Annotated in this window: 17 protein-coding genes; 12 read left to right on the top strand and 5 right to left on the bottom strand. The window is 70.3% G+C overall.

Features of this window, described 5'->3' with window-relative positions; all coding sequences use genetic code 11:
- Positions 1-65 precede the first annotated feature (65 nt).
- Entirely contained in the window at positions 66-1,064 is a 999-nt protein-coding gene (locus tag ACHBTE_RS29595; RefSeq protein ID WP_394727604.1) for an aldo/keto reductase, read from the bottom strand.
- Positions 1,065-1,140: 76 nt separating this feature from the next.
- Here ACHBTE_RS29595 and ACHBTE_RS29590 point away from each other — a divergent pair, with 76 nt between their 5' ends.
- The 6 genes from ACHBTE_RS29590 (at position 1,141) to serA (ending at position 11,246) form a co-directional block, all read left to right on the top strand.
- Positions 1,141-2,091 (top strand): 2-hydroxyacid dehydrogenase, encoded by a 951-nt coding sequence (locus ACHBTE_RS29590; protein WP_394727602.1) that lies wholly within the window; start codon positions 1,141-1,143, stop codon positions 2,089-2,091.
- 450 nt (positions 2,092-2,541) lie between these two features.
- Positions 2,542-5,577, top strand: coding sequence for a putative bifunctional diguanylate cyclase/phosphodiesterase (locus ACHBTE_RS29585; protein WP_394727600.1), 3,036 nt, complete (start codon positions 2,542-2,544; stop codon positions 5,575-5,577).
- Between the two features lie 237 nt (positions 5,578-5,814).
- The gene (locus tag ACHBTE_RS29580) at positions 5,815-7,668 is read left to right on the top strand and encodes an acetolactate synthase large subunit (protein ID WP_394727598.1); all 1,854 of its coding nucleotides are present in this window, start codon (positions 5,815-5,817) and stop codon (positions 7,666-7,668) included.
- A 21-nt stretch (positions 7,669-7,689) separates the two neighbouring features.
- A complete protein-coding gene (gene ilvN / locus ACHBTE_RS29575) occupies positions 7,690-8,214 on the top strand; it encodes an acetolactate synthase small subunit (RefSeq protein ID WP_394727596.1) in 525 nt (174 codons plus the stop codon).
- Positions 8,215-8,332: 118 nt separating this feature from the next.
- Positions 8,333-9,331: a ketol-acid reductoisomerase gene (gene ilvC / locus ACHBTE_RS29570; protein WP_394727594.1), complete on the top strand. Its 999-nt coding sequence runs from the start codon at positions 8,333-8,335 to the stop codon at positions 9,329-9,331.
- A gap of 325 nt (positions 9,332-9,656) precedes the next feature.
- On the top strand, positions 9,657-11,246 hold the full coding sequence (gene serA, locus ACHBTE_RS29565; protein ID WP_394727592.1) for a phosphoglycerate dehydrogenase: 1,590 nt from the start codon (positions 9,657-9,659) through the stop codon (positions 11,244-11,246).
- A 63-nt stretch (positions 11,247-11,309) separates the two neighbouring features.
- On the opposite strand, the gene ACHBTE_RS29560 is transcribed toward serA, so the two are convergent.
- Positions 11,310-12,857 carry an MFS transporter gene (locus ACHBTE_RS29560; RefSeq protein ID WP_394727590.1) on the bottom strand — a complete coding sequence of 516 codons (1,548 nt, stop codon included), beginning with the start codon at positions 12,855-12,857 and terminating at the stop codon, positions 11,310-11,312.
- Between the two features lie 204 nt (positions 12,858-13,061).
- On the opposite strand from ACHBTE_RS29560, the gene ACHBTE_RS29555 reads away from it, so the two are divergent.
- The gene (locus ACHBTE_RS29555) at positions 13,062-13,640 is read left to right on the top strand and encodes a TetR/AcrR family transcriptional regulator (protein WP_394727588.1); all 579 of its coding nucleotides are present in this window, start codon (positions 13,062-13,064) and stop codon (positions 13,638-13,640) included.
- A 79-nt stretch (positions 13,641-13,719) separates the two neighbouring features.
- On the opposite strand, the gene ACHBTE_RS29550 is transcribed toward ACHBTE_RS29555, so the two are convergent.
- A complete protein-coding gene (locus ACHBTE_RS29550; RefSeq protein WP_394727586.1) occupies positions 13,720-14,976 on the bottom strand; it encodes a PucR family transcriptional regulator in 1,257 nt (418 codons plus the stop codon).
- A gap of 174 nt (positions 14,977-15,150) precedes the next feature.
- On the opposite strand from ACHBTE_RS29550, the gene ACHBTE_RS29545 reads away from it, so the two are divergent.
- On the top strand, positions 15,151-16,077 hold the full coding sequence (locus ACHBTE_RS29545; protein ID WP_394727584.1) for a proline dehydrogenase family protein: 927 nt from the start codon (positions 15,151-15,153) through the stop codon (positions 16,075-16,077).
- 146 nt (positions 16,078-16,223) lie between these two features.
- Entirely contained in the window at positions 16,224-17,855 is a 1,632-nt protein-coding gene (pruA, locus tag ACHBTE_RS29540) for an L-glutamate gamma-semialdehyde dehydrogenase (protein ID WP_394727582.1), read from the top strand.
- Positions 17,856-17,920: 65 nt separating this feature from the next.
- Here pruA and ACHBTE_RS29535 read toward each other — a convergent pair whose 3' ends face one another.
- Positions 17,921-18,127: a DUF5988 family protein gene (locus ACHBTE_RS29535; RefSeq protein ID WP_394727580.1), complete on the bottom strand. Its 207-nt coding sequence runs from the start codon at positions 18,125-18,127 to the stop codon at positions 17,921-17,923.
- A gap of 84 nt (positions 18,128-18,211) precedes the next feature.
- Between ACHBTE_RS29535 and ACHBTE_RS29530 the strand changes: the two genes are divergently transcribed.
- Both ACHBTE_RS29530 and ACHBTE_RS29525 read left to right on the top strand, forming a co-directional pair.
- Positions 18,212-18,769, top strand: coding sequence for a GNAT family N-acetyltransferase (locus ACHBTE_RS29530; protein WP_394727577.1), 558 nt, complete (start codon positions 18,212-18,214; stop codon positions 18,767-18,769).
- 259 nt (positions 18,770-19,028) lie between these two features.
- Positions 19,029-19,169: a hypothetical protein gene (locus ACHBTE_RS29525; protein ID WP_384762590.1), complete on the top strand. Its 141-nt coding sequence runs from the start codon at positions 19,029-19,031 to the stop codon at positions 19,167-19,169.
- 18 nt (positions 19,170-19,187) lie between these two features.
- Here ACHBTE_RS29525 and ACHBTE_RS29520 read toward each other — a convergent pair whose 3' ends face one another.
- A complete protein-coding gene (locus ACHBTE_RS29520) occupies positions 19,188-20,759 on the bottom strand; it encodes a purple acid phosphatase family protein (RefSeq protein ID WP_394727575.1) in 1,572 nt (523 codons plus the stop codon).
- Between the two features lie 142 nt (positions 20,760-20,901).
- Between ACHBTE_RS29520 and ACHBTE_RS29515 the strand changes: the two genes are divergently transcribed.
- Entirely contained in the window at positions 20,902-21,945 is a 1,044-nt protein-coding gene (locus tag ACHBTE_RS29515) for a 3-isopropylmalate dehydrogenase (RefSeq protein ID WP_394727573.1), read from the top strand.
- Positions 21,946-21,978 lie beyond the last annotated feature (33 nt).

Here is a 21,978-nt window from a genome sequence, read left to right as displayed (position 1 = left end):
CCATGAACCTTCAATCGACGGCCGCCCGGCGTCCGGCCGGTTCCGGCCACGCGCCGGGACCGACCTCAGTCCCAGGATCCCTGCGCTCGCGGCAGTTCCGCCACCTCGGCCAGGTCCGCCGGGGTCAGCCGTACCCGCTCGGCCCGCGCGTTCTGCGACGCCCAGCGCTCCTGCTTGGTGCCGGGCACCGCCACGACATGCCGTCCCTGCGCCAGTACCCAGGCCAGCGCCACCTGGGCCGGCGTGACCCCGTCCCCGTGCCGGGCCGCGATCCGGCGCAGGCCGGCCACGATCGGCTGGTTCGCCGCCATCATCTCCGCGGTGAAACGCGGATGCCGGGCACGCACGTCGTCCGGCTCGAAGCCCTGGCCGGGTGTGAGGGTGCCGGTCAGGAAGCCGTTGCCGAGCGGCATCGCCGCGAGGAAACCGACGCCGCGCTCCACGCACCACGGCAGCAGCGTCTCCAGCGCCTCCGGCGACCACACCGACAGCTCCGCCTGCACGGCACTGACCGGGAACACCTGCTGCACCCGCCGCAACTGACGGATCGTCGCGTCGTGCAGACGCGTTCCGGACCTGCGACCCCCGCGGGCGCCCACCGCGCACAGCCCCAACGCCCGTACCTTTCCGGCCCGGACGAGCTCCGCCATCGCGCCCCACGTCTCCTCGACCGGGACCTCGGGATCCGCGCGGTGCAGTTGATAGAGGTCGATGACGTCCGTCTGGAGGCGGCGCAGCGAGGCGTCGCACGCCCGCTTCACATAACCGGGCCGGCCGTTGGCCACGATGTGCTGCTCACCGACCAGCAGACCGACCTTCGTCGACACGAACGCGTCCTGGCGGCGCTCCTTCAACACCCGCCCCACCAGCAGCTCGTTGGTGAACGGACCGTACATGTCGGCCGTGTCCAGCAGCGTCGAGCCCACATCGAGCGCCCGGTGCACCGCCCTGACCGACTCCTCGCCCCGCTGCCGAGACGCGCTGTAGGCCCAGCTCATCGGCATGCACCCGAGCCCGACGGCCCCCACCGCGAGTGCGCCCGCGCCGATCGTCCTGCGCTCCACCTGGCCGTAACCCTCCCTCTTCCGGCACCCCAACCTAACCTCCGTACTCCTGTTCGCCTGACATAGCCTCCTTGGCATGACTGCTGACGTATGGCTCCCCATCCGGCCGGAAGAGATCGAGGGCCTCCCCGAGGGCCCGAGCTACCGCTTCTGGGACGGCGACGAGGACTTTCCCGCCGACCCCGCCGACTGCGCCTTCTACGTCGTGCCGTACATGAAGGCACCCGGTGTCGGGCAGCGGCCCCTGGCGCGGATGAGCTCGGTCGAGGTCGTGCAGACGCTGTCCGCCGGCATCGACCACGTGGAGGGGGGCCTGAGGCACCTGCGCGCGGGGGTACGGCTGTGCAACGCGCGCGGGGTGCACGAGGCGAGCACCGCCGAACTCGCCCTCACGCTGATCCTCGCCTCGCTGCGCGGTGTCCCGGACTTCGTGCGCGCGCAGGACAAGGGGGAGTGGCGCGGCGGATTCCGGCCCGCACTGGCGGACAAGAGCGTCCTCATCGTGGGATACGGCTCGATCGGAGCCGCGATCGAGGACCGGCTCGCGCCCTTTGAACTGGCGCGGGTGGCGCGCGTCGCGCGCTCTGAGCGCACCACGGCGCGCGGACCCGTGCATCCGCTCACCGAACTGCCCGCCCTGCTCCCGCAGGCGGACGTGGTCATCCTGTCCACGCCCCTGACGGAGACCACCCGCCACCTGGTGAACGCCGACTTCCTCGCCCGGATGAAGGACGGCGCGCTGCTGGTCAACGTCGCCCGTGGCGCCGTGGTCGACACCAAGGCGCTGCTCGCCGAGCTGGAGACCGGGCGCGTCACGGCCGCCCTGGACGTCACCGACCCCGAACCCCTGCCCCGGGAGCATCCCCTGTGGCGTGCGCCGGGCGTGCTGATCAGCCCGCACGTGGGCGGCCCGACGACCGCGTTCCTTCCGCGCGCCAAGCGGTTGCTGGTCGACCAGTTGCGTCGTTATGTGAACCGGGAGCCCCTGCGGAACGTGATCCTCACGACGGGTGAGACGCGCGCATGACGCCCATCGGCTGAGCCGGCGCGCGGGTCCCGCTCGCCGCGCGCAACGTGCCCGTCATCGGTTTCGAGTACCCTCCGCAACCTCCCGGAAGCGGTCCGTACTTGCATATGCGCTGGTCGTCACGGAGCGTAGAGGCACTATGTCCCTGAGTGACGAGACTGGTGTATCGTCCGGACAGGGGTTGCGCCGCGCACGTTCGGCGCCGGGGATGGACATTTCAGATTTGTGAGGGGGGCGACGGGCGATGCACGGCCTATGGACGAGCGATCCGACGCGGCGGGGCCGCCGCCGGCGACCCTGGGGTTCGGCCACGCGCAGACGCGGCCAGCACGGCGGTCACGGCTGCCGTCAAGCCCACCACCCTCGCGGGCACAGCAGCCGCAGGCGGCATACCCAGCCGGCGCCCCGGGACCCCCGGGGCCCGGGAGCGGCGCGGACCGGGAGGCCCCGGTGAGTTCGCCGCCGCCCCCCACGACCACCCTCGACCCGGCGCTGCGGGACCGGCCCTCGCCATCGGCGCTGCTGCCCCGGCTGTCGCCCTCCGGCGGCGGTCCGGGATTCGCCCCCCAGCTCGCTCTGGCCCTGGTGTGCGCGGGTTACGCCGTAGGTTCCGCGGTCGGCTGGGGCTCACGCCAAGTCGCGCTGATCATGGGCGACTTCGGGCTCGCCGCCGCGGCCGGGGCCGCCGCCGTCTCCTGCTTCCGCTACGCCCGTAGCCGCCGGATCCGTTTTCGACCCGCCTGGATGCTGTTCGCGCTCTCCTCGGCGATGGCGGCCCTCGGCAACCTGGTCTGGGGGTGGTACGAGGTCGTCCTGGAGCGGCCCGTGCCCAGTCCCTCCTACGCCGACGGGTTCTTCCTGTGCTTCGCGCCGCCCGCCATCGTGGGACTCCTGGTGCTCGCCAAGCGCCCGGTGACGAAGGCCGGCTGGGTCTGCCTCGCACTGGACGCCTGGCTGATCGGCGGCTCCCTGCTGACGCTGGCGTGGAGCCTCGCCCTCGCCCAGGCGGCCAAGATCGACGCGAGCGGCGGGGAGAGCGTGGCGCACACCGCGCTCTCGCTCGCCTACCCGCTGCTCGACATCGCCCTGGTCAGCATGGTGCTCGCGCTGCACTTCCGCCGCTCGTCGGCGAACCGCACCGCGGTCAACACCGCGATCGGCGCGCTCGCCCTGACCGTCATGTGCGACGCCCTGTTCACCTCGCCGCTGCTGCACAACAGCTACCGCTCCGGCCAGCTGCTCGACGCGGGCTGGTTCGCCGGCTCGCTGCTCCTCGCGTACGCCCCGTGGGCCGCGCCCCGGCGCGGGCAGGAGGACGGCGACCGGTACGGCACGGGGCACACCCGCGTGGTGCACGAGCACGTGCCAGGACAGCGCACCTCGAGCCACCACCAGCCCCCCGCGCAGGGAGGTGATCACAGCCGGTATCCGGTCACCCGACCGATCACCGGCTCCCTTGCCGCGCTCACCCCGTACCTCGCAGCCGCCGTCTGCACCCTGGGGATCCTCTACAACGTCCTCAACGGCCGCAGCGTCGACCGCGTGGTCCTGATCACCGGCGGCACCGTCGTGCTCGCCCTCGTGATGCGCCAGGGCATCATGCTGCTCGACAACATCACCCTCACCCAGGAACTGGCCCAGAAGGAGAACCACTTCCGCTCCCTGGTGCAGGGCTCCAGCGACGTCATCATGATCGCCGCGCCCAACGGCATCCTCCGGTACGTCTCCCCGGCCGCCGCCGGAGTCTACGGCCGCCCCGCCGAGGACCTGGTGGGCACGGAACTGGCCAATCTGATCCACCCGGAGGACCTGGGTTGCGTGGTGCACGAGGTGCGCCGCTTCCTCGCCGCCAGCCCCCTGGAGGAATCCACCACCCGCATCGAGTGCCGCTTCCGGTCCGGCGCGGGAGGCTGGCTCAACGTCGAGTCGACGGTCAACCGGCACCACGGCGGCCTCATCTTCAACAGCCGGGACGTCACCGAGCGGGTGCGCCTCCAGGCACAGCTCCAGCACAACGCCGAACACGACCCGCTCACCGACCTGCCCAACCGCTCGCTGTTCACCAAGCGGGTGCAGCAGGCGCTCTCCGGCCGCCGGGCCACCGACCGCGGCATCGCCCTGCGCAACACGGCCGTGCTGTTCATCGACCTCGACGGCTTCAAGGGCGTCAACGACACCATCGGGCACCAGGCCGGGGACGAACTGCTCGTCCAGGCCGCCCGCAGACTCCAGGACGCCGTCCGAAAGGGCGACACCGCGTCCCGGCTGGGCGGCGACGAATTCGCGGCCCTGATCGTCGGGGACACCACCCGAGACCGCACCGCCCGTGAACGCCACATCCTGGAGCTCGCCGACCGCCTCAGGGTGACGCTGTCACAGCCGTACCTCATCGACGGCAACGATGTCCGGGTCAACGCCTCCATCGGCGTCGCCTTCGCCGAGCCGGGCCTCGGCGCGGGGGAGCTGCTGCGCAATGCCGACCTGGCCATGTACCGCGCCAAGGCGGGCGGCAAGGGCCGCGTCGAGCTCTACAAGCCGCAGATGCAGCAGGACGTCGTACGCAAGGCGGAGCTGGCCACGCGGCTGCGGGCGGCACTGCACGACGGCGAGTTCGCACTGCTGCACCAGCCGGTGGTGTCCTTGCAGGACGGCCGGATCACATCGGTCGCCGCGCAGGCGCGCTGGCGCTCCTCGCAAGGGGTGCTGTTCACGCCCGCCGAGTTCCTGCGGGTGGCCGAGGACAGCGACAAGACCGCCGAGCTGGGCCGCTGGATGCTGGAGGAGGCCGTGGAACAGGCCGCCGAGCGCACCGCGACCGGCCTCGCCGTGCCCGTCGCCGTACGCATGGGCGCGCGCCGGCTGCTGGACCGGTCGATGCCGCTCGGCTCGATCGAGGCGCTGCTGACCCGGCACGGGCTGCCGTCCGGATCGCTGGTCATCGAGCTGTCCGACCTGGACCCCAGGATCTCCCTGGACGAGCTGGAGCGCCGTCTGAGCGGTCTGCGCAGGCTCGGGGTGCGGATCGCCCTGGACGGCTTCGGCAGCGGCTACGCGGCGATCACGGCCCTGCGCAGGCTCCCGGTGGACGTGCTCAAACTCGACCGCGGCCTGGTCGACGGAGTCGTCGAGTCCGCCCGGCTGCACAAGATCACCGGCGGGCTGCTGCGGATCGCCGGCGACCTCGGCCTCCAGTCCGTCGCCGATGGCGTGGACCTTCCGGAACAGGTCGTGGCGCTGCGCTCGATGGGGTGCACGCACGGCCAGGGCATGGCGTTCTCCGGTCCGCTGGACGAGTACCGGCTGCGCCGGGCGCTCAGTTCCGGCCACTATCCGGTGCCGCACGGTCCGGCGGAGCCGGCCTTCGTGGGTGGCGCGAGAGAGCCCATGGAACGGGGCACGGGGGTGTACACCAGTGGTGTGCCCGCCGTCCTGGGAGGCGGGAGCGCCCTCCGCTCACATAATGAGACTCCCGTCCCACCTACTTGACAGTGGGTGTGCGCCGGGGGGAGGGTCTGTGCCATGCGCACCCGAATTCTCGTACTTGGAAAGCGCGTCGGCTGAAGCTGGTGACGTCCGGACAGAACCGGAACTCCCAGTTTCCACACCCGGCGCGCTCCCCTCGCTTGCCTTATGGCACGAGGGGTTTTTTGTTGCACAGGCACCTGTCATGCAGCATCGAAACTCCGCCCAAACTTCGCAAAAACCCTCAGCATCGAGAAGAGAATGCCGATGACCGAGCAGGCCACCGGGGCTCACCCGCAGCCGCGGCCCCGATCCGGAGGACACCAGTCCGCCCCCGAGCACGTCACGGGTGCGCAGTCCCTCATCCGTTCGCTCGAGGAGGTCGGCGCCGACACGGTATTCGGCATTCCCGGCGGTGCGATCCTTCCGGCGTACGACCCGCTGATGGACTCCACCAAGGTGCGCCACGTCCTGGTCCGTCACGAGCAGGGCGCCGGCCACGCCGCCACCGGTTACGCGCAGGCCACCGGCAGGGTCGGCGTCTGCATGGCGACCTCGGGGCCGGGCGCCACCAACCTGGTGACGCCGATCGCCGACGCCCACATGGACTCGGTGCCGCTGGTGGCGATCACCGGCCAGGTCGCCTCCAAGGCGATCGGCACGGACGCCTTCCAGGAGGCGGACATCGTCGGCATCACCATGCCGATCACCAAGCACAACTTCCTGGTCACCAAGGCCGAGGACATCCCGCGGGTGATCGCGCAGGCGTTCCACATCGCCTCCACCGGCCGCCCCGGCCCGGTCCTGGTCGACATCGCCAAGGACGCCCTCCAGGCGAAGACCACCTTCTCCTGGCCGCCCACCATGGACCTGCCCGGCTACCGGCCCGTCACCAAGCCGCACGCCAAGCAGATCCGCGAGGCGGCCAAGCTCATCACCGCCGCGAAGCGTCCCGTCCTCTACGTCGGCGGCGGCGTGATCAAGGCCGGCGCCACCGCCGAGCTGAAGGTCCTCGCGGAACTCACCGGAGCGCCCGTCACCACCACCCTGATGGCGCTCGGCGCATTCCCCGACAGCCACCCGCTGCACGTGGGAATGCCGGGCATGCACGGTGCGGTCACCGCCGTCACCGCGCTGCAGAAGGCCGACCTGATCGTCGCCCTCGGAGCCCGCTTCGACGACCGCGTCACCGGCAAGCTGGACAGCTTCGCCCCGTACGCCAAGATCGTCCACGCCGACATCGACCCGGCCGAGATCGGCAAGAACCGCGCCGCCGACGTGCCGATCGTCGGTGACGCCCGCGAGGTCATCGCCGACCTGGTCCAGGCCGTCCAGAAGGAGCACGCCGAGGGTCATCAGGGCGACTACAGCGCGTGGTGGAAGGACCTCAGCCGCTGGCGCGACACCTACCCGCTCGGCTACGACCAGCCCGAGGACGGCTCCCTGTCCCCGCAGCAGGTCATCGAGCGCATCGGCCGGCTCGCCCCCGAGGGCACGGTCTTCGCGGCGGGCGTCGGCCAGCACCAGATGTGGGCCGCGCACTTCATCCAGTACGAGAAGCCGGCGACCTGGCTGAACTCCGGCGGCGCCGGGACCATGGGCTACGCCGTGCCGGCCGCGATGGGTGCCAAGGCCGGCGCCCCGGACAAGGCGGTCTGGGCGATCGACGGCGACGGCTGCTTCCAGATGACCAATCAGGAGCTCACCACCTGCGCCCTGAACAACATCCCGATCAAGGTCGCCATCATCAACAACGGCGCCCTCGGGATGGTCCGCCAGTGGCAGACCCTCTTCTACAACCAGCGCTACTCCAACACCGTGCTGCACTCCGGCCCGGAGGCGGACGGCAAGCAGCCGAGCGCCGGCACCCGCGTCCCCGACTTCGTGAAGCTGTCGGAGGCCATGGGCTGCTACGCCATCCGCTGCGAGCGGCCCGAGGACCTCGACAAGGCCATCGAAGAGGCGAACTCCATCAACGACCGCCCGGTCGTCATCGACTTCATCGTCCACGAGGACGCCATGGTGTGGCCGATGGTCGCCGCCGGCACCTCCAACGACGAGATCATGGCCGCCCGGGACGTCCGCCCCGACTTCGGCGACAACGAAGACGACTGAGCGAGAGAGACGTAAAAGATCATGTCCAAGCACACGCTCTCCGTCCTGGTGGAGAACACGCCGGGCATCCTCGCCCGGATCGCCGCCCTGTTCTCCCGCCGAGGCTTCAACATCGACTCGCTCGCGGTCGGCGTCACCGAGCACCCCGACATCTCCCGCATCACCATCGTGGTGAGCGTCGACGACCTTCCGCTGGAGCAGGTGACCAAGCAGCTCAACAAGCTGGTCAACGTGCTGAAGATCGTCGAGCTCGAGCCCGGTTCGGCCGTTCAGCGCGAACTCGTTCTGGTGAAGGTGCGCGCCGACAACGAGACCCGCTCCCAGATCATCGAGATCGTCCAGCTGTTCCGCGCCAAGACCGTCGACGTCTCCCCGGAGGCCGTGACCATCGAGGCCACCGGCTCCAGCGACAAGCTGGAGGCCATGCTGAAGATGCTGGAGCCCTTCGGCATCAAGGAACTCGTCCAGTCCGGCACGATCGCGATCGGCCGCGGCGCGCGTTCCATCACGGACCGGTCGCTGCGCGCTCTCGACCGTTCGGCGTAGGACCGCTTTCGGGCGGCCGGGGGAAACCGGCCGCCCGTATACCGAGACCCCGAGACCTCCCTCACCCCCGCCGTCATACGGTGGGACGCAACACCTGCACTCAAGGAGAGAACCCAAAGTGGCCGAGCTGTTCTACGACGCCGACGCCGACCTGTCCATCATCCAGGGCCGCAAGGTCGCGGTCATCGGTTACGGCAGCCAGGGCCACGCCCACGCGCTGTCGCTCCGTGACTCGGGTGTCGACGTGCGCGTCGGTCTGCACGAGGGCTCCAAGTCCAAGGCCAAGGCCGAGGAGCAGGGCCTGCGCGTGGTGACCCCGTCGCAGGCCGCCGCCGAGGCCGACGTCATCATGATCCTGGTCCCGGACCCCATCCAGGCCCAGGTCTACGAGGAGCACATCGCCCCGAACCTGAACGACGGCGACGCCCTGTTCTTCGGTCACGGCCTGAACATCCGCTACGGCTTCATCAAGCCCCCGGCCGGCGTGGACGTCTGCATGGTCGCCCCCAAGGGCCCGGGCCACCTGGTGCGCCGTCAGTACGAGGAGGGTCGCGGCGTTCCCTGCATCGCCGCCGTCGAGCAGGACGCCACCGGCAACGGCTTCGCGCTGGCCCTGTCGTACGCCAAGGGCATCGGCGGCACCCGCGCCGGCGTCATCAAGACGACCTTCACCGAGGAGACCGAGACCGACCTGTTCGGTGAGCAGGCCGTCCTCTGCGGTGGTACGGCCGCGCTGGTCAAGGCCGGTTTCGAGACGCTGACCGAGGCCGGCTACCAGCCGGAGATCGCGTACTTCGAGTGCCTGCACGAGCTGAAGCTGATCGTGGACCTCATGTACGAGGGCGGCCTGGAGAAGATGCGCTGGTCGATCTCCGAGACCGCCGAGTGGGGCGACTACGTCACCGGCCCGCGGATCATCACCGACGCCACCAAGGCCGAGATGAAGAAGGTCCTCGCCGAGATCCAGGACGGCACCTTCGCACAGGCCTGGATGGACGAGTACCACGGCGGTCTGAAGAAGTACAACGAATACAAGAAGCAGGACTCCGAGCACCTGCTGGAGACCACCGGCAAGGAGCTGCGCAAGCTCATGAGCTGGGTGAACGAGGAGGCGTAAGCCTCGCCCGACGGGGCCGGAGCGCACGCTCCGGCCCCGTTGTCCACCTCGTCCAACCACGGACGAGTGATCCTTCCGCAGAGGCGTGAGACTGCCTCCGCCACGGCACTACACTGCCGTACTACATACGCGTCAGGCCCACAGCGTCGTGCGTCTTCCACGCGGCTAAGCGACACCGAGAAATTTCCGGCACACCCCCGCGCCGCCCGGTACGCACGCACCGAACGACCCGGGAGCGCACCGGAGATTCCCCGGCGCCGCTCCCCTCCACCGCCTGCGGCCGTCGGGACGGCCGTCCGCATGCATTGGACTTGTGAGGACTCACGTGAGCTCGAAACCCGTCGTACTCATCGCTGAAGAGCTTTCGCCCGCCACCGTGGACGCCCTGGGGCCGGACTTCGAGATCCGGCACTGCAACGGAGCGGACCGGGGCGAGCTGCTGCCCGCCATCGCCGACGTGGACGCGATCCTGATCCGTTCCGCCACCAAGGTCGACGCCGAGGCGATCGCCGCCGCGAACAAGCTGAAGGTCGTCGCCCGGGCCGGCGTCGGCCTGGACAACGTCGACGTCTCCGCCGCCACCAAGGCCGGCGTGATGGTCGTCAACGCCCCCACCTCCAACATCGTGACCGCCGCCGAGCTGGCCTGCGGTCTCCTCCTCGCCACCGCCCGCAACATCCCGCAGGCCAACGCCGCGCTGAAGAACGGCGAGTGGAAGCGCAGCAAGTACACGGGCGTGGAACTCGCCGAGAAGACCCTCGGTGTCGTCGGCCTCGGCCGGATCGGCGCCCTGGTCGCCCAGCGCATGTCCGCCTTCGGCATGAAGGTCGTCGCCTACGACCCCTACATCCAGCCCGCCCGCGCCGCCCAGATGGGCGTCAAGGTGCTGTCGCTGGACGAGCTGCTCGAGGTCTCCGACTTCATCACCGTCCACCTGCCCAAGACGCCCGAGACCGTCGGCCTGATCGGCGACGAGGCGCTGCGCAAGGTCAAGCCGAGCGTGCGGATCGTCAACGCCGCGCGCGGCGGCATCGTCGACGAGGAGGCGCTGTACTCCGCCCTCAAGGAGGGCCGCGTCGCCGGCGCCGGCCTCGACGTCTACGCGAAGGAGCCCTGCACGGACTCCCCGCTCTTCGAGTTCGACCAGGTCGTCGCCACCCCGCACCTCGGTGCCTCCACCGACGAGGCGCAGGAGAAGGCCGGTATCGCCGTCGCCCGCTCGGTCCGCCTCGCCCTCGCCGGCGAGCTGGTCCCGGACGCGGTGAACGTCCAGGGCGGCGTCATCGCCGAGGACGTCAAGCCGGGCCTGCCGCTCGCCGAGCACCTCGGCCGGATCTTCACGGCGCTCGCCGGTGAGGTCGCGGTCCGCCTCGACGTCGAGGTGTACGGCGAGATCACCCAGCACGATGTGAAGGTGCTGGAGCTCAGCGCCCTCAAGGGTGTCTTCGAGGACGTCGTCGACGAGACGGTGTCGTACGTCAACGCCCCGCTGTTCGCGCAGGAGCGCGGCGTCGAGGTGCGGCTGACCACCAGCTCGGAGTCCGCCGACCACCGCAACGTCGTCACCGTGCGCGGCACGCTCGCGGGCGGCGAGGAGGTGTCGGTCTCCGGCACCCTGGCCGGACCCAAGCACCTCCAGAAGATCGTGGCGGTCGGCGACTACGACGTGGACCTCGCGCTCGCCGACCACATGGTCGTCCTCAAGTACGAGGACCGTCCGGGCGTCGTCGGCACCGTCGGCCGTATCGTCGGCGAGGCCGGCATCAACATCGCCGGCATGCAGGTCGCCCGTGCGGCGGTGGGCGGCGAGGCACTGGCCGTGCTGACCGTCGACGACACGGTCCCCTCCGCGGTGTTGACCGAGGTTGCCGAGGAGATCGGGGCCACGTCGGCTCGTGCGGTGAACCTGGCCTGAGGTTGCCGTGACTGGGGGCTGCCGCCCCCAGATCCCCGCATCGGCCCCGAACGGGCCTCGTCCTCAAACGCCGGACGGGCTGAGGTGACTCGGCTCGTCCGGCGTTTGGCATGCGCGCTCCTGGAGTTCGACCCGGCGCAGCCCGACCGCGGCCAGGACTGCCGCCCCCGCCAGCAGTACCGCGCCCGTGATCGCCGCGCCCTGCATCCCGCTGGTGAACGCCTCACGGGCGAGCGTTGCCAGACCCGGCACCCGGTCGGCGACCGCCAGCGCTCCGCCCAGCGTCTCGCGGGCCGCGTCCGGGGCCGACGCCGGGATCTCGTGGCGGTAGATCGCCGCACCGATCGAGCCGAGGAACGCCATGCTCAGCGCGCCGCCGAACTCGGTGCCGGTCTCCAGCAGGGACGAAGCGGCGCCCGCCTTCTCCACCGGCGCGCTGCTCAGTGCCAGGTCCGCCAGCTGGGACATGACGGCCACGACCCCGCAGGCCAGGACGGCGCAGGCGGCCAGCAGCAGCCAGAGCGAGTCCGTGCCGGTCAGGGCCAGCATCACGTAGCCGCCCGCAGCGACCGCGAAACCCCCGCCGACGACATGGGCCCGGGGGACGCCTCGCTGCACCAGGTGTGCGCTGACGGGGGCCGCGACCGCGATGGGCAGCGTGGGCAGCAGGCTCCACAGCGCTGCCTGGAGCGGGCTGTTGTCCAGGACCGACTGGATGTACTGGGTGGTGAAGTACGCCGAGCCCATCATGCCGAAGGCGGCGACGAGGTTCAGGACGACGGCCGGGCTGAAGCCGCGGGCCCGGAACAGCTCCGGCGAGATCAGCGGGGAGGCCGCCGTGCGCTGGCGGTGGACGAACAGGGCGGCGAAGAGCAGGCCGGTCGTCACCGAGACCACGTACCGCACGTTCCAGCCCTGTGTCGCGATCTCCTTCAGGCCGTAGATCACGGGGAGGACAGCCGCCATGGAGAGCGGGACGCTCAGCCAATCGAAGCGGCCGCGGGTGGGGCTCTTCGACTCGGGGAGCAGCAGCGGGCCGAGGATCAGCAGGAGCGCCATCGCGGGCAGGTTGACCAGGAAGACCGAGCCCCACCAGAAGTGCTCGACGAGCAGCCCGCTCATCACCGAGCCGAGCGCGATGCCGGCCGTCATCACCCCGGACCACAGGCCGATCGCCGCCGCGCGCTGCTTCGGGTCGGTGAACATCGTCCGGACCAGCGCCATGGTCGACGGCATCAGGGTCGCTCCGCCGATGCCGAGGACCGCGCGCGCCGCGATCAGTGTCTCGGCGCTGTTCGCGTACGCCGCCACCAGCGAGGCGGCTCCGAAGGCGGCGGCGCCCATCAGCAGGAGCCGACGGCGGCCCACACGGTCGCCGAGGGCGCCCATCGTCATGAGCAGGCCCGCCAGAACGAAGCCGTAGATGTCGAAGATCCACAGCTGCTGGGTGCCGCTCGGCTCCAGGTCCGCGCTGATCGCCGGGACCGCGAAGTAGAGGACGGAGACGTCCATGGAGACCAGCAGCAGCGGCAGCATCAGCACGCCCAGAGCGGTCCATTCACGGCGGCCGGCCCGGGTGTTGGCCGAAGGGCTCGTCGGATTCGGTGTCATGAGCGTGAATGTACGCGCGTATTAAACGCTTGTCTAGAACGTTCGTGTAGGACGCTTGTGTAGGACGCTTGTGTAGGACGCTTGTGTAGGACGCTTGTGTAGGACGCTTGTGTAGGACGCTTGTGTAGGACGAAGGTGTAGGACGGTCGCATAAGACGTACGTAGGTCTGGGACGCATGTATGGATCGGAGCTAGGCTGAGGGCATGGGACACCGTGAGGATCTGCTCGAAGGCGCCAAGCGCTGCCTGCTGGCGAAGGGGTTCGTGCGTACGACCGCGCGGGACATCGTCAAGGAGTCGGGGACCAACCTGGCGTCGATCGGTTACCACTACGGCTCGAAGGACGCGCTGCTCGCGCAGGCGTACGTGGAGATGGTGGAGGGGATGTCCGACGCCTTCGAGGGTGGCGGCGAGTTCGGCGGGGAGCCCGGGTCGGTCGAGCGGTTCACTCAGGTGTGGTCGAACATCATCGGCACCATGCGGGAGCCGGGCTCGATGTGGCGGCTCAGCATGGAGATCGTAGCTCTGGGCGATCAGCTGCCCGAGGTGCGGGAACATCTGGCGCGGGCCCAGCGCGAGGCGGCGCGCGGCATCGTCACGCTCTTCCATGGCGGACGTGAGGAGGACGTGACCGAGGAGACCGTGGACACCCTCGGCTACTTCTATCTGACCCTGATGATGGGCCTCATGGCGCAGTGGACCTTCGACCCGAAGTCCGCCCCCGAGGCAGACCGGATGGCGCAGGGGCTGCTGAAGGTCGTCGAGGGCATCAAGGGTCGTTGAAGGGCATCAAGGGGGCATCCAGGGGCGCTGAAGAGCACGCACGCTCCGAGGCCGCACCAGTCGCACCAGTCGCACCTGCCTAGAGCCGCGCCCCCTTCAACACCATGTGCAGCAGCAGCCGGTCCTCCCCGTCGTCCAGGTCCAGCCCTGTGAGCTGCTCGACGCGGGAGAGGCGGTAGTACAGGGTCTGGCGGTGGATGCCCAGCTCGGCGGCGGTGCGGCCGGCCTGGCCCGCGCAGTCCAGGTAGACCTCGGCGGTGCGGGCGAGCTCATGGTGGGCGGGGGAGAGGAGCGGGGCGCCCGAGGGGTCGCGCAGCCGCTCCGGCGCGAGCGAGGCCAGCAGACGGTACGGCCCGATGCGCGACCACTCGGCCACCGGCCCGAACCGCGGTTCCGCCAGCGCCGCGCGCGCCGCCGCCGCCGCCTCCTGCCAGACGGCCCCCAGCTCGGCGAGCCCGGGGCGAGGTTCGCCGACACCGGCCGCGACCTGGGCCCGCCCGCCCGCCGGCGGCTGTGCCCGGCCCGGTGCGGCCGGACGGGGCGCCAGCTCGGCGGGGCCGTCCTTGCCGTCCTTCAGCAACCGGGTCGCCGCCGCCAGCGCCGCCGTCCGGACCTCGGAGGAGCGCAGCCGTACCAGCACCGCGAGGCTCTGCCCGGCCGCTCCCCACGGCAGCGTGCACAGCGCGGTGGCGTGCGGCACCGTACGCACCGACGGGGCGTCGTCGGGGTCGGCGGAGGGCCAGGGGGCCACGCAGACGACCGTGTGGACACCGTCGGCCCGGGCGCCCAGGGCCGTGCGCAGCTCGGCCACCGCCATGTCGCCCTGCCAGCCGGTCTCGGCGCTCAGTACGGCCCGTAGCTCCCGGCTCAGATCCGCCCCGTGCTGCGCCTCGTCCGCCAGCAGCGCACCGATGCGCTGGGTCACCGTCATCGCCGCCGACAGCTGCTGGTCGGTCGGGCCCGGATCGTCGTCGAGGAGCCAGACGTAGCCCAGCACGACACTCTTGTGGCGTACCGGCAGGCAGATACGTCCGCGGTACACCCCCGCCTCCGGAGTCGGCGGGATGCGGACCGGCCCGCTCGCCCGGGTGATGCCGAAACCCTCGAACCATCTGCGCACCGCCGAGGTGGAGCGACGGGTCAGGATCGAGCGGGTGCGCACGGGGTCCAGAGCCGACGCGTCGAGCTCGCCCTCGCTGTCGTACGCGCCGAAGGCGATCAGCTCGAAGTCCCGGTTCTCCAGCGTGGCGGGAACGCCCAGCAGCTCCGAGATCTCGTCGACCAGCTCTTGGTAGTCACCCTTGTATTCCGACGTCACTCGGGCATTCTCCCGCATGTGCCCGGGGCCTTCATACATCTGTCTGAGATCTGCGGCACGGATGCGTGACAGGTGTCGATGGCCGCCGTTCGGAGGGATCCTTAGGTTTCACGGTGGTTCTCCGTGCCGTCCCCGGAACATCACTGATCGGGGTATCGGCCGTCATTCGGCTGTGTTTTGTGGAGGTGCCCCGTGCTGGGTCCCGTGATTCTCGCCGCGTCGCGCAGCGACCGGATGCGACGCCTGATCTCGGCGGCCCCGGTGACGAAGCAGGTCGTCGACCGGTTCATCCCCGGTGAGACCGTCGACGACATCGTGCCGATCATCGAAGAGCTCACCGGCAAGGGCCTGGAGCTGACGATGGACGTCGTCGGCGAGGACATCACCCGCCCCGAGCAGGCCACCGCCGCCCGGGACGCCTATCTGCGGCTCGTCGACCGCATCAAGGACCTCGAGCTCGGCGAGCGCGTCGAGATGTCCGTCAAGCTCTCCATGTTCGGACAGGCGCTGGACGGCGGCCACGAGCTCGCCCTCGCCAATGTCCGGCCCGTCGTCGAGGCCGCCGCGGCCATCGGTACGACGGTCACCCTGGACGCGGAGGACCACACCACCCTCGACTCGATGTTCGCCATCCACGACGAGCTGCGCAAAGACTTCCCGCAGACCGGCTGCGTCATCCAGGCCTATCTCTTCCGCACCGAGGCCGACGCCCGCCGCCTCGCCGCGAACGGCAGCCGGGTGCGCCTGGTGAAGGGCGCCTACAAGGAGCCCGCCGAGGTCGCCTACCAGCAGAAACACGAGATCGACAAGGCATACGTCCGGGTCCTCGGGATTCTCATGGAGGGTGCCGGGTATCCGATGATCGGTTCCCACGACCCGCGCCTGATCACCATCGCCCAGGAGCTCGCCCGGCGCGCCGGGCGCAAGCTCGACGAGTACGAGTTCCAGATGCTGTACGGCATCCGCAGCGACGAGCACCTGCGTCTCGCCGCAGAGGGCCACCGCATGCGCGTCTACACGGCCTACGGCACCGACTGGTACGGCTACTTCATGCGGCGCCTCGCGGAGAAGCCCGCCAACCTGCGGTTCTTCGCCCGCAGCATGCTCACCCGAGGTTGAGGAATGACGCACGCACACAGGTCTTTCTGCCGGGGGTCCGGGGGTTGGCCCCCGGGTGGGCGCAGCCTGCGCTCCATGGTCAGCAAGGGCTGAGCCCCGACACAACGGCTCGAAAACACACCGCTCAGTAAGGAGTTACGGAACACATGGACGCTGTGACCCAGGTCCCCACCCCCGTCAATGAGCCGGTGCACGGCTACGCCCCCGGCTCACCCGAGCGCGCCCGGCTGGAGGTCAAGCTCAAGGAGCTGGCCGAGAACCCGATCGACCTGCCCTGCACCATCGGCGGCGAGAAGCGGTTCGGCGGCGGCGAGCGTGTGGATGTCGTGCAGCCGCACAACCACAAGGCCCGCATCGGCACCTATGGCAACGCCACCCAGCAGGACGCCCAGGACGCCATCGACGCGGCCCTCGCCGCCGCGCCCGCCTGGCGTGCGATGTCCTTCGACGACCGCGCGGCGATCATCCTGCGCGCCGCCGAGCTGCTGGCCGGACCGTGGCGCGAGACGCTGGCCGCCTCCACCATGCTCGGCCAGTCCAAGACCGCCCAGCAGGCCGAGATCGACACGCCCTGCGAGCTCGTCGACTTCTGGCGCTTCAACGTCAAGTACGCCCGTGACCTGCTCGCCGAGCAGCCCCCGGCGAACTCCCCCGGCGTGTGGAACCGCCTCGACCACCGCCCGCTGGAGGGCTTCGTCTACGCGATCACGCCCTTCAACTTCACGGCGATCGCGGGCAACCTGCCCACCGCGCCGGCCCTGATGGGCAATGTCGTCGTCTGGAAGCCGTCCCCGACGCAGACCCACGCCGCCGTGCTGCTGATGCAGCTCCTGGAGGAGGCCGGTCTGCCCAAGGGCGTCATCAACCTCGTCACCGGTGACGGAATCGAGGTCTCCAAGGTCGCCCTGGAGCACCGCGATCTCGCCGGCATCCACTTCACCGGCTCGACCAAGACCTTCCAGTACCTGTGGAAGACGGTCGGCAACAACATCGAGAAGTACCGCTCCTACCCGCGCATCGTCGGCGAGACCGGCGGCAAGGACTTCGTCGTCGCCCACCCGAGCGCCGACAAGGCGGTGCTGAAGACCGCGCTGACCCGCGGTGCCTTCGAGTTCCAGGGCCAGAAGTGCTCGGCGACCTCCCGGGCCTACATCCCGGCGTCGATCTGGAACTCCGGCTTCAAGGAGGAGTTCGCCGCCGAGGTCGACTACATCACCATGGGTGACGTCACCGACCTGTCGAACTTCATCGGCGCCGTCATCGACGAGCGCGCCTTCGCCAAGAACAAGGCCGCCATCGACCGCGCCAAGTCCGACCCGACCTGCACGATCGTCGCGGGCGGCTCCTACGACGACTCGGTCGGCTACTTCGTGCGCCCGACCGTCGTCGAGTGCTCCGACCCGGAGAACGAGGTGTTCACCACCGAGTACTTCGGTCCGTTCCTCGCCGTGCACGTCTACGAGGACGACAAGTACGACGAGATGCTGGAGCAGATGGAGTCGGTGTCCGCCTACGCGCTGACCGGCTCGGTCATCTCCGCCGACCGTGCCGCCGCGGCGTACACCATGGACAAGCTGCGCTACGCCGCCGGCAACTTCTACATCAACGACAAGTCGACCGGTGCCGTCGTCGGCCAGCAGCCCTTCGGCGGTGGCCGCGCCTCCGGCACCAACGACAAGGCCGGCGCCCCGCAGAACCTGATGCGCTGGACGCTGACCCGCGCCATCAAGGAGACGCTGGTCCCGCCGACCGACTACGCGTACCCGCACATGGGCTGACACGCCAACTCGACGCGAAGGGCCGGGTCTTGACGGACCCGGCCCTTCGCCGTGCGCGGAGTTCGCTACTCGGCGATCTCCGTGCGCTCCCACCACTCGTAGACCGGCAGCGCGCCCTGCTCGGTGTTCTCCCGGCGCGTGGTCGGCCTGAAGTGCTCGTATCCACCGCGGAGCTTGATCTTCACATCCGGACCGGGGGAGGGGGCCCCGACGATCCGCTCAGGCAGGTCCTCGGGGCCGCCCTCCAGGAACACTTTCGACGTGTCGTTCATGACCTCACCGTTCCCCTCGACGTGACCCCGTCTCCCGGGCGGCGCGGAGGATCAGCCGAGTGGGCGATGCCGAATACTGGCGGGATGACCACCGACGCCACCACGGGCACCCCGCGCACCGCGCACACCGCCGACCTCGCTCCCGCCGAACTGAGCGCGATCCGCGCCCTGTTGGACGACGCCTTCGAGGGTGACTTCTCCGACGAGGACTTCGAGCACGGGCTCGGCGGCATGCACGCCCTGGTGCACGACGACGCCGGGCGGCTCGTCGCGCACGGGGCGGTGGTGATGCGGCGGGTGCGGCACCGGGACCGGTGGCTGCGGGTCGGGTACGTCGAGGCGGTCGCCGTACGGCGGGACGCGCGCCGCAGGGGGCTCGGCGGCCTGGTGATGGCGGAGCTGGAGCGGGTGGTCGACCGGGCGTACGACGCGGGGATGCTGTCCGCGAGCGACGAGGGGGCCGCGCTGTACGCCGCCCGTGGCTGGGAGGTGTGGCGGGGGCGGGTCTGTGCGCTGGGGCCGCAGGGCGTCGTGCATCTGCCGGACGAGGAGGGCACGACCTTTGTGCGGCCCGCCCTGGCCGGTGCGCTCGACCCCGGATTCGAGCTGCTCTTCGACTGGCGGGACGGGGACGTGCTCTGACCGGACCGATGGCAAATGCGCAGGTCATGGGGGTGTGACCCGGTCGGCCGTCTCAGATAGTAGGAAGTCCGAGTAATTGTGGAGACAGATGCGCTGTCCTCCCTTAGCTTTGTAGAAGCCGAACGTCTCGCTCGATCAAGCGAATGGCGGTCGTGAGCCGGGCCCCGTGCAGGCAACCCCTGCGGCCCCCGCTCCCCGCCCACCCGGCGTCTCGTATCCCCCTTGTGTCACTCCCGGGTTTCGAAGGAGTCGATTTCCCATGGCCGAGACGACCGCCCGCCGTCGAGTCCGTCACCTCTCCCGCACGAGCGAGTCCGACCGAAAGAACGCCGCCGCCGCGCTGCAGCGCGCCCTCGACCGCAGGGACAACGGCGGATCCACCGGCCACCAGGCCGCGTAGGCGCCGACCGCAGGCCGGTCAGCCGCCCCGCCGCACCTCGAAGTGGTCGATGCGCTCCCCGCTCTGCGCCAGCGCGGACACCTTGAGCCGGGGCTTCGCGCCGCTCTCCGCCTGCACGGAGAGGAAGGAGAAGCCCCGGTAGCGCACCCGCGACCACTGCACGCTCTCCGGCCTGGTGTCGCGCGACCTGGTCCACTTGAAGGTGTCGACCGACTCCCGCTCGGTCACATGGCCCTCGTAGCTCTCCTCCACGCCCGCGGGGAAGCCGTACAGCTCCTTGCCGCCCCCGCCCGCGGTGACGTAGACGATGCCGTCCCGGGTCGGGTCGGTGGCGGCGCCGATCGGCACCTGCCTGCCGACCTCGCCGTTCTTGACGGCGTCCGTCCGCTCGTAGACATGGTTGTGCCCGTTGATCACCAGGTCCACCTGGTGCCGCGCGAACAGCGGGACCCACTCGGCCCGCACCCCGCCGTCGGAGGCGTGCGTGGACGTCGAGTATGCGCAGTGGTGGAAGTAGACGACGACGAAGTCGACGTCCCGCGCCGCCCTCAGCTCCCCGAGCCGCTCGTCCAGCCACTTCGTCTGCCGGCCGTCCGTGTGGCCCCGGTTGGCGGGGATCTCGTACGACACGTCGTTCGCGTCCAGCGCCACGAAGCCGACGTTGCCGTAGACGAAGGAGTACGCGCCCGGCGTCGACCGGGCGTCGAAGCCGCTGTCCGGCAGGGACCAGCGGGCGAGCTGACCGCCGTAGCCCTCCGGCGAGTACCAGGCCTCCATGTCGTGGTTGCCGGTCGTCACCATCCACGGCACCGACCTGGCCACCGACTCGGTCTGCTTGAGGTACAGGTCCCAGAACCCGGGGTCGTAGGCGTCCGACTCCTTGCCCAGGCCCTTGACGTTCGCGTAGCAGATGTCGCCGGCGTGCAGATGGAACGCCGGGTCACGGCGCAGCAGCACGTGTTCGTTGCCGGCCGCGGCCTCGCCGACGCCCTGGTCGCCGAAGGCCGTGAAGGTGAAGGTCTCCGGTGTGGCGGGGGCGGTCCGGAACGAGGCGATGGTCGAGCGGTGTCGCGGGGAGGCCGGGTCGAAGCCCTCATGACCCACGCCGTAGTAGTACGTCGTGCCGGGGCGCAGGGTGTCCAGGGCGGCATGCACGTAGTACTGCTCGAGCGCCGCGCGGACGCCCCGCAGTTCGGGGGTGTGCAGGGCGCGGACCTCGGCCTCGATGCCGCGGCTCAGCTCGTCGGGGCGCAGACCGATCCGGACGAACGGCCCCCGCACCGCCGCCGGCACCTGCCAGGAGATCCGCATCTGTGTCTTCGGGTCGGCGCCGAAGGCGAGATGGCGGCCGAAGGGCGTGACGGCCGAGCCCGGCACCCTGGACGCGGACACGGACGCGGACGCCGAGGAGGTGGGCGATGCCATGCCCGGCCCCGGACCGGAGCAGCCGGTCAGCAGCCCGCCCGCGACCGCGCCCGCCGTCACCAGCGTGCGACGCCGGGTCAGTTTCGTCCGCAGGTACTCGTGCTGTTCCGCCATGCTCATCCGGCGGGCGAGCTGCGGGGGGATGCCGAAGTCGGGGAGGTCCATGAAAGGGAAGTTCCCAGCGCAGACCAACGCCCGCCCTGCGTACGGGTGAACGCCGGCCGACGCCCGAGCGCCGTCCCCCGTCCGGCTGTCCGCATCGCGGACATGGCATGTCATTCCATGGGACGAGGAGTAGGGTGCCGACATGTCTCGCAGCATCAATCTCGCAGTGATCCCCGGTGACGGCATCGGGCAGGAAGTCGTGGCCGAAGGCCTCAAGGTCCTCTCCGCCGTCCTCCCGCAGGATGTGAAGCTGGAGACCAAGGAGTACGACTTCGGCGCCCGGCGCTACCACGCCTCCGGTGAGACCCTCACCGACGCCGACCTCGACGCCCTGAAGAAGCACGACGCGATCCTGCTCGGCGCGATCGGCGACCCGAGCGTGCCCTCCGGCGTCCTGGAGCGCGGCTTCCTGCTCAAGCTCCGCTTCGCCTTCGACCACCACGTCAACCTGCGCCCGTCGAAGCTCCTGCCGGGCGTGGCCACTCCGCTCGCCGGCGAGCCGAGCATCGACTTCGTCGTGGTCCGCGAAGGCACCGAGGGCCCCTACACCGGCAACGGCGGCACCATCCGCAAGGGCACCGAGCACGAGGTCGCCACCGAGGTCTCCGTGAACACGGCCTTCGGCGTCGAGCGAGTGGTCCGTGACGCCTTCGCCCGCGCGCAGGCCCGGCCGCGCAAGAAGCTGGCGCTGATCCACAAGAACAACGTGCTGACCTTCGCCGGTCACCTGTGGACCAACGTCTTCAACAAGGTGGCCGAGGAGTTCCCCGAGGTCACCACCGAGTACATGCACGTCGACGCGGCGACCATCTACCTGGTCACCCAGCCCGAGCGCTTCGACGTGATCGTCACCGACAACCTCTTCGGCGACATCATCACCGACCTCGCCGCGGCCGTCTCCGGCGGCATCGGCGTCGCGGCCTCCGGCAACATCAACCCGTCCGGAGAGTTCCCGTCCATGTTCGAGCCGGTCCACGGCTCGGCCCCGGACATCGCCGGCCAGGGCAAGGCCGACCCGAGCGCCACGGTCCTGTCCGTCGCCCTGCTGCTGCGCCACCTCGGCTACGAGGCCGAGGCCGCCCGCATCGACGAGGCCGTCTCCGCCGACCTCGCGGAGCGCACCGGCAAGCCCGCCCGCAGCACGTCGGAGATCGGCGACGCGCTGGCCGTACGAGTAGCCGGCTGACGCCCGTCGCGCACTCGAACAACCTTCGAAGCC

Source organism: Streptomyces sp. M41, from assembly GCF_043673425.1.
GTDB lineage: Bacteria > Actinomycetota > Actinomycetes > Streptomycetales > Streptomycetaceae > Streptomyces.
The sequence above is the reverse complement of the archived record's forward strand: the minus strand, read 5'-3'. Positions and strand labels throughout refer to the sequence as shown.

Coding starts and splice junctions, on each gene's coding strand:
- ACHBTE_RS29515 (WP_394727573.1), top strand. CDS start 20,902: ATGTCTCGCAGCATCAATCTCGCAGTGATCCCCGGTGACGGCATCGGG.
- ACHBTE_RS29530 (WP_394727577.1), top strand. CDS start 18,212: ATGACCACCGACGCCACCACGGGCACCCCGCGCACCGCGCACACCGCC.
- ACHBTE_RS29520 (WP_394727575.1), bottom strand. CDS start 20,759: ATGGACCTCCCCGACTTCGGCATCCCCCCGCAGCTCGCCCGCCGGATG.
- ACHBTE_RS29555 (WP_394727588.1), top strand. CDS start 13,062: ATGGGACACCGTGAGGATCTGCTCGAAGGCGCCAAGCGCTGCCTGCTG.
- ACHBTE_RS29590 (WP_394727602.1), top strand. CDS start 1,141: ATGACTGCTGACGTATGGCTCCCCATCCGGCCGGAAGAGATCGAGGGC.
- ACHBTE_RS29560 (WP_394727590.1), bottom strand. CDS start 12,857: ATGACACCGAATCCGACGAGCCCTTCGGCCAACACCCGGGCCGGCCGC.
- ACHBTE_RS29525 (WP_384762590.1), top strand. CDS start 19,029: ATGGCCGAGACGACCGCCCGCCGTCGAGTCCGTCACCTCTCCCGCACG.
- ACHBTE_RS29535 (WP_394727580.1), bottom strand. CDS start 18,127: ATGAACGACACGTCGAAAGTGTTCCTGGAGGGCGGCCCCGAGGACCTG.
- ACHBTE_RS29550 (WP_394727586.1), bottom strand. CDS start 14,976: ATGCGGGAGAATGCCCGAGTGACGTCGGAATACAAGGGTGACTACCAA.
- ACHBTE_RS29580 (WP_394727598.1), top strand. CDS start 5,815: ATGCCGATGACCGAGCAGGCCACCGGGGCTCACCCGCAGCCGCGGCCC.
- ilvN (WP_394727596.1), top strand. CDS start 7,690: ATGTCCAAGCACACGCTCTCCGTCCTGGTGGAGAACACGCCGGGCATC.
- pruA (WP_394727582.1), top strand. CDS start 16,224: ATGGACGCTGTGACCCAGGTCCCCACCCCCGTCAATGAGCCGGTGCAC.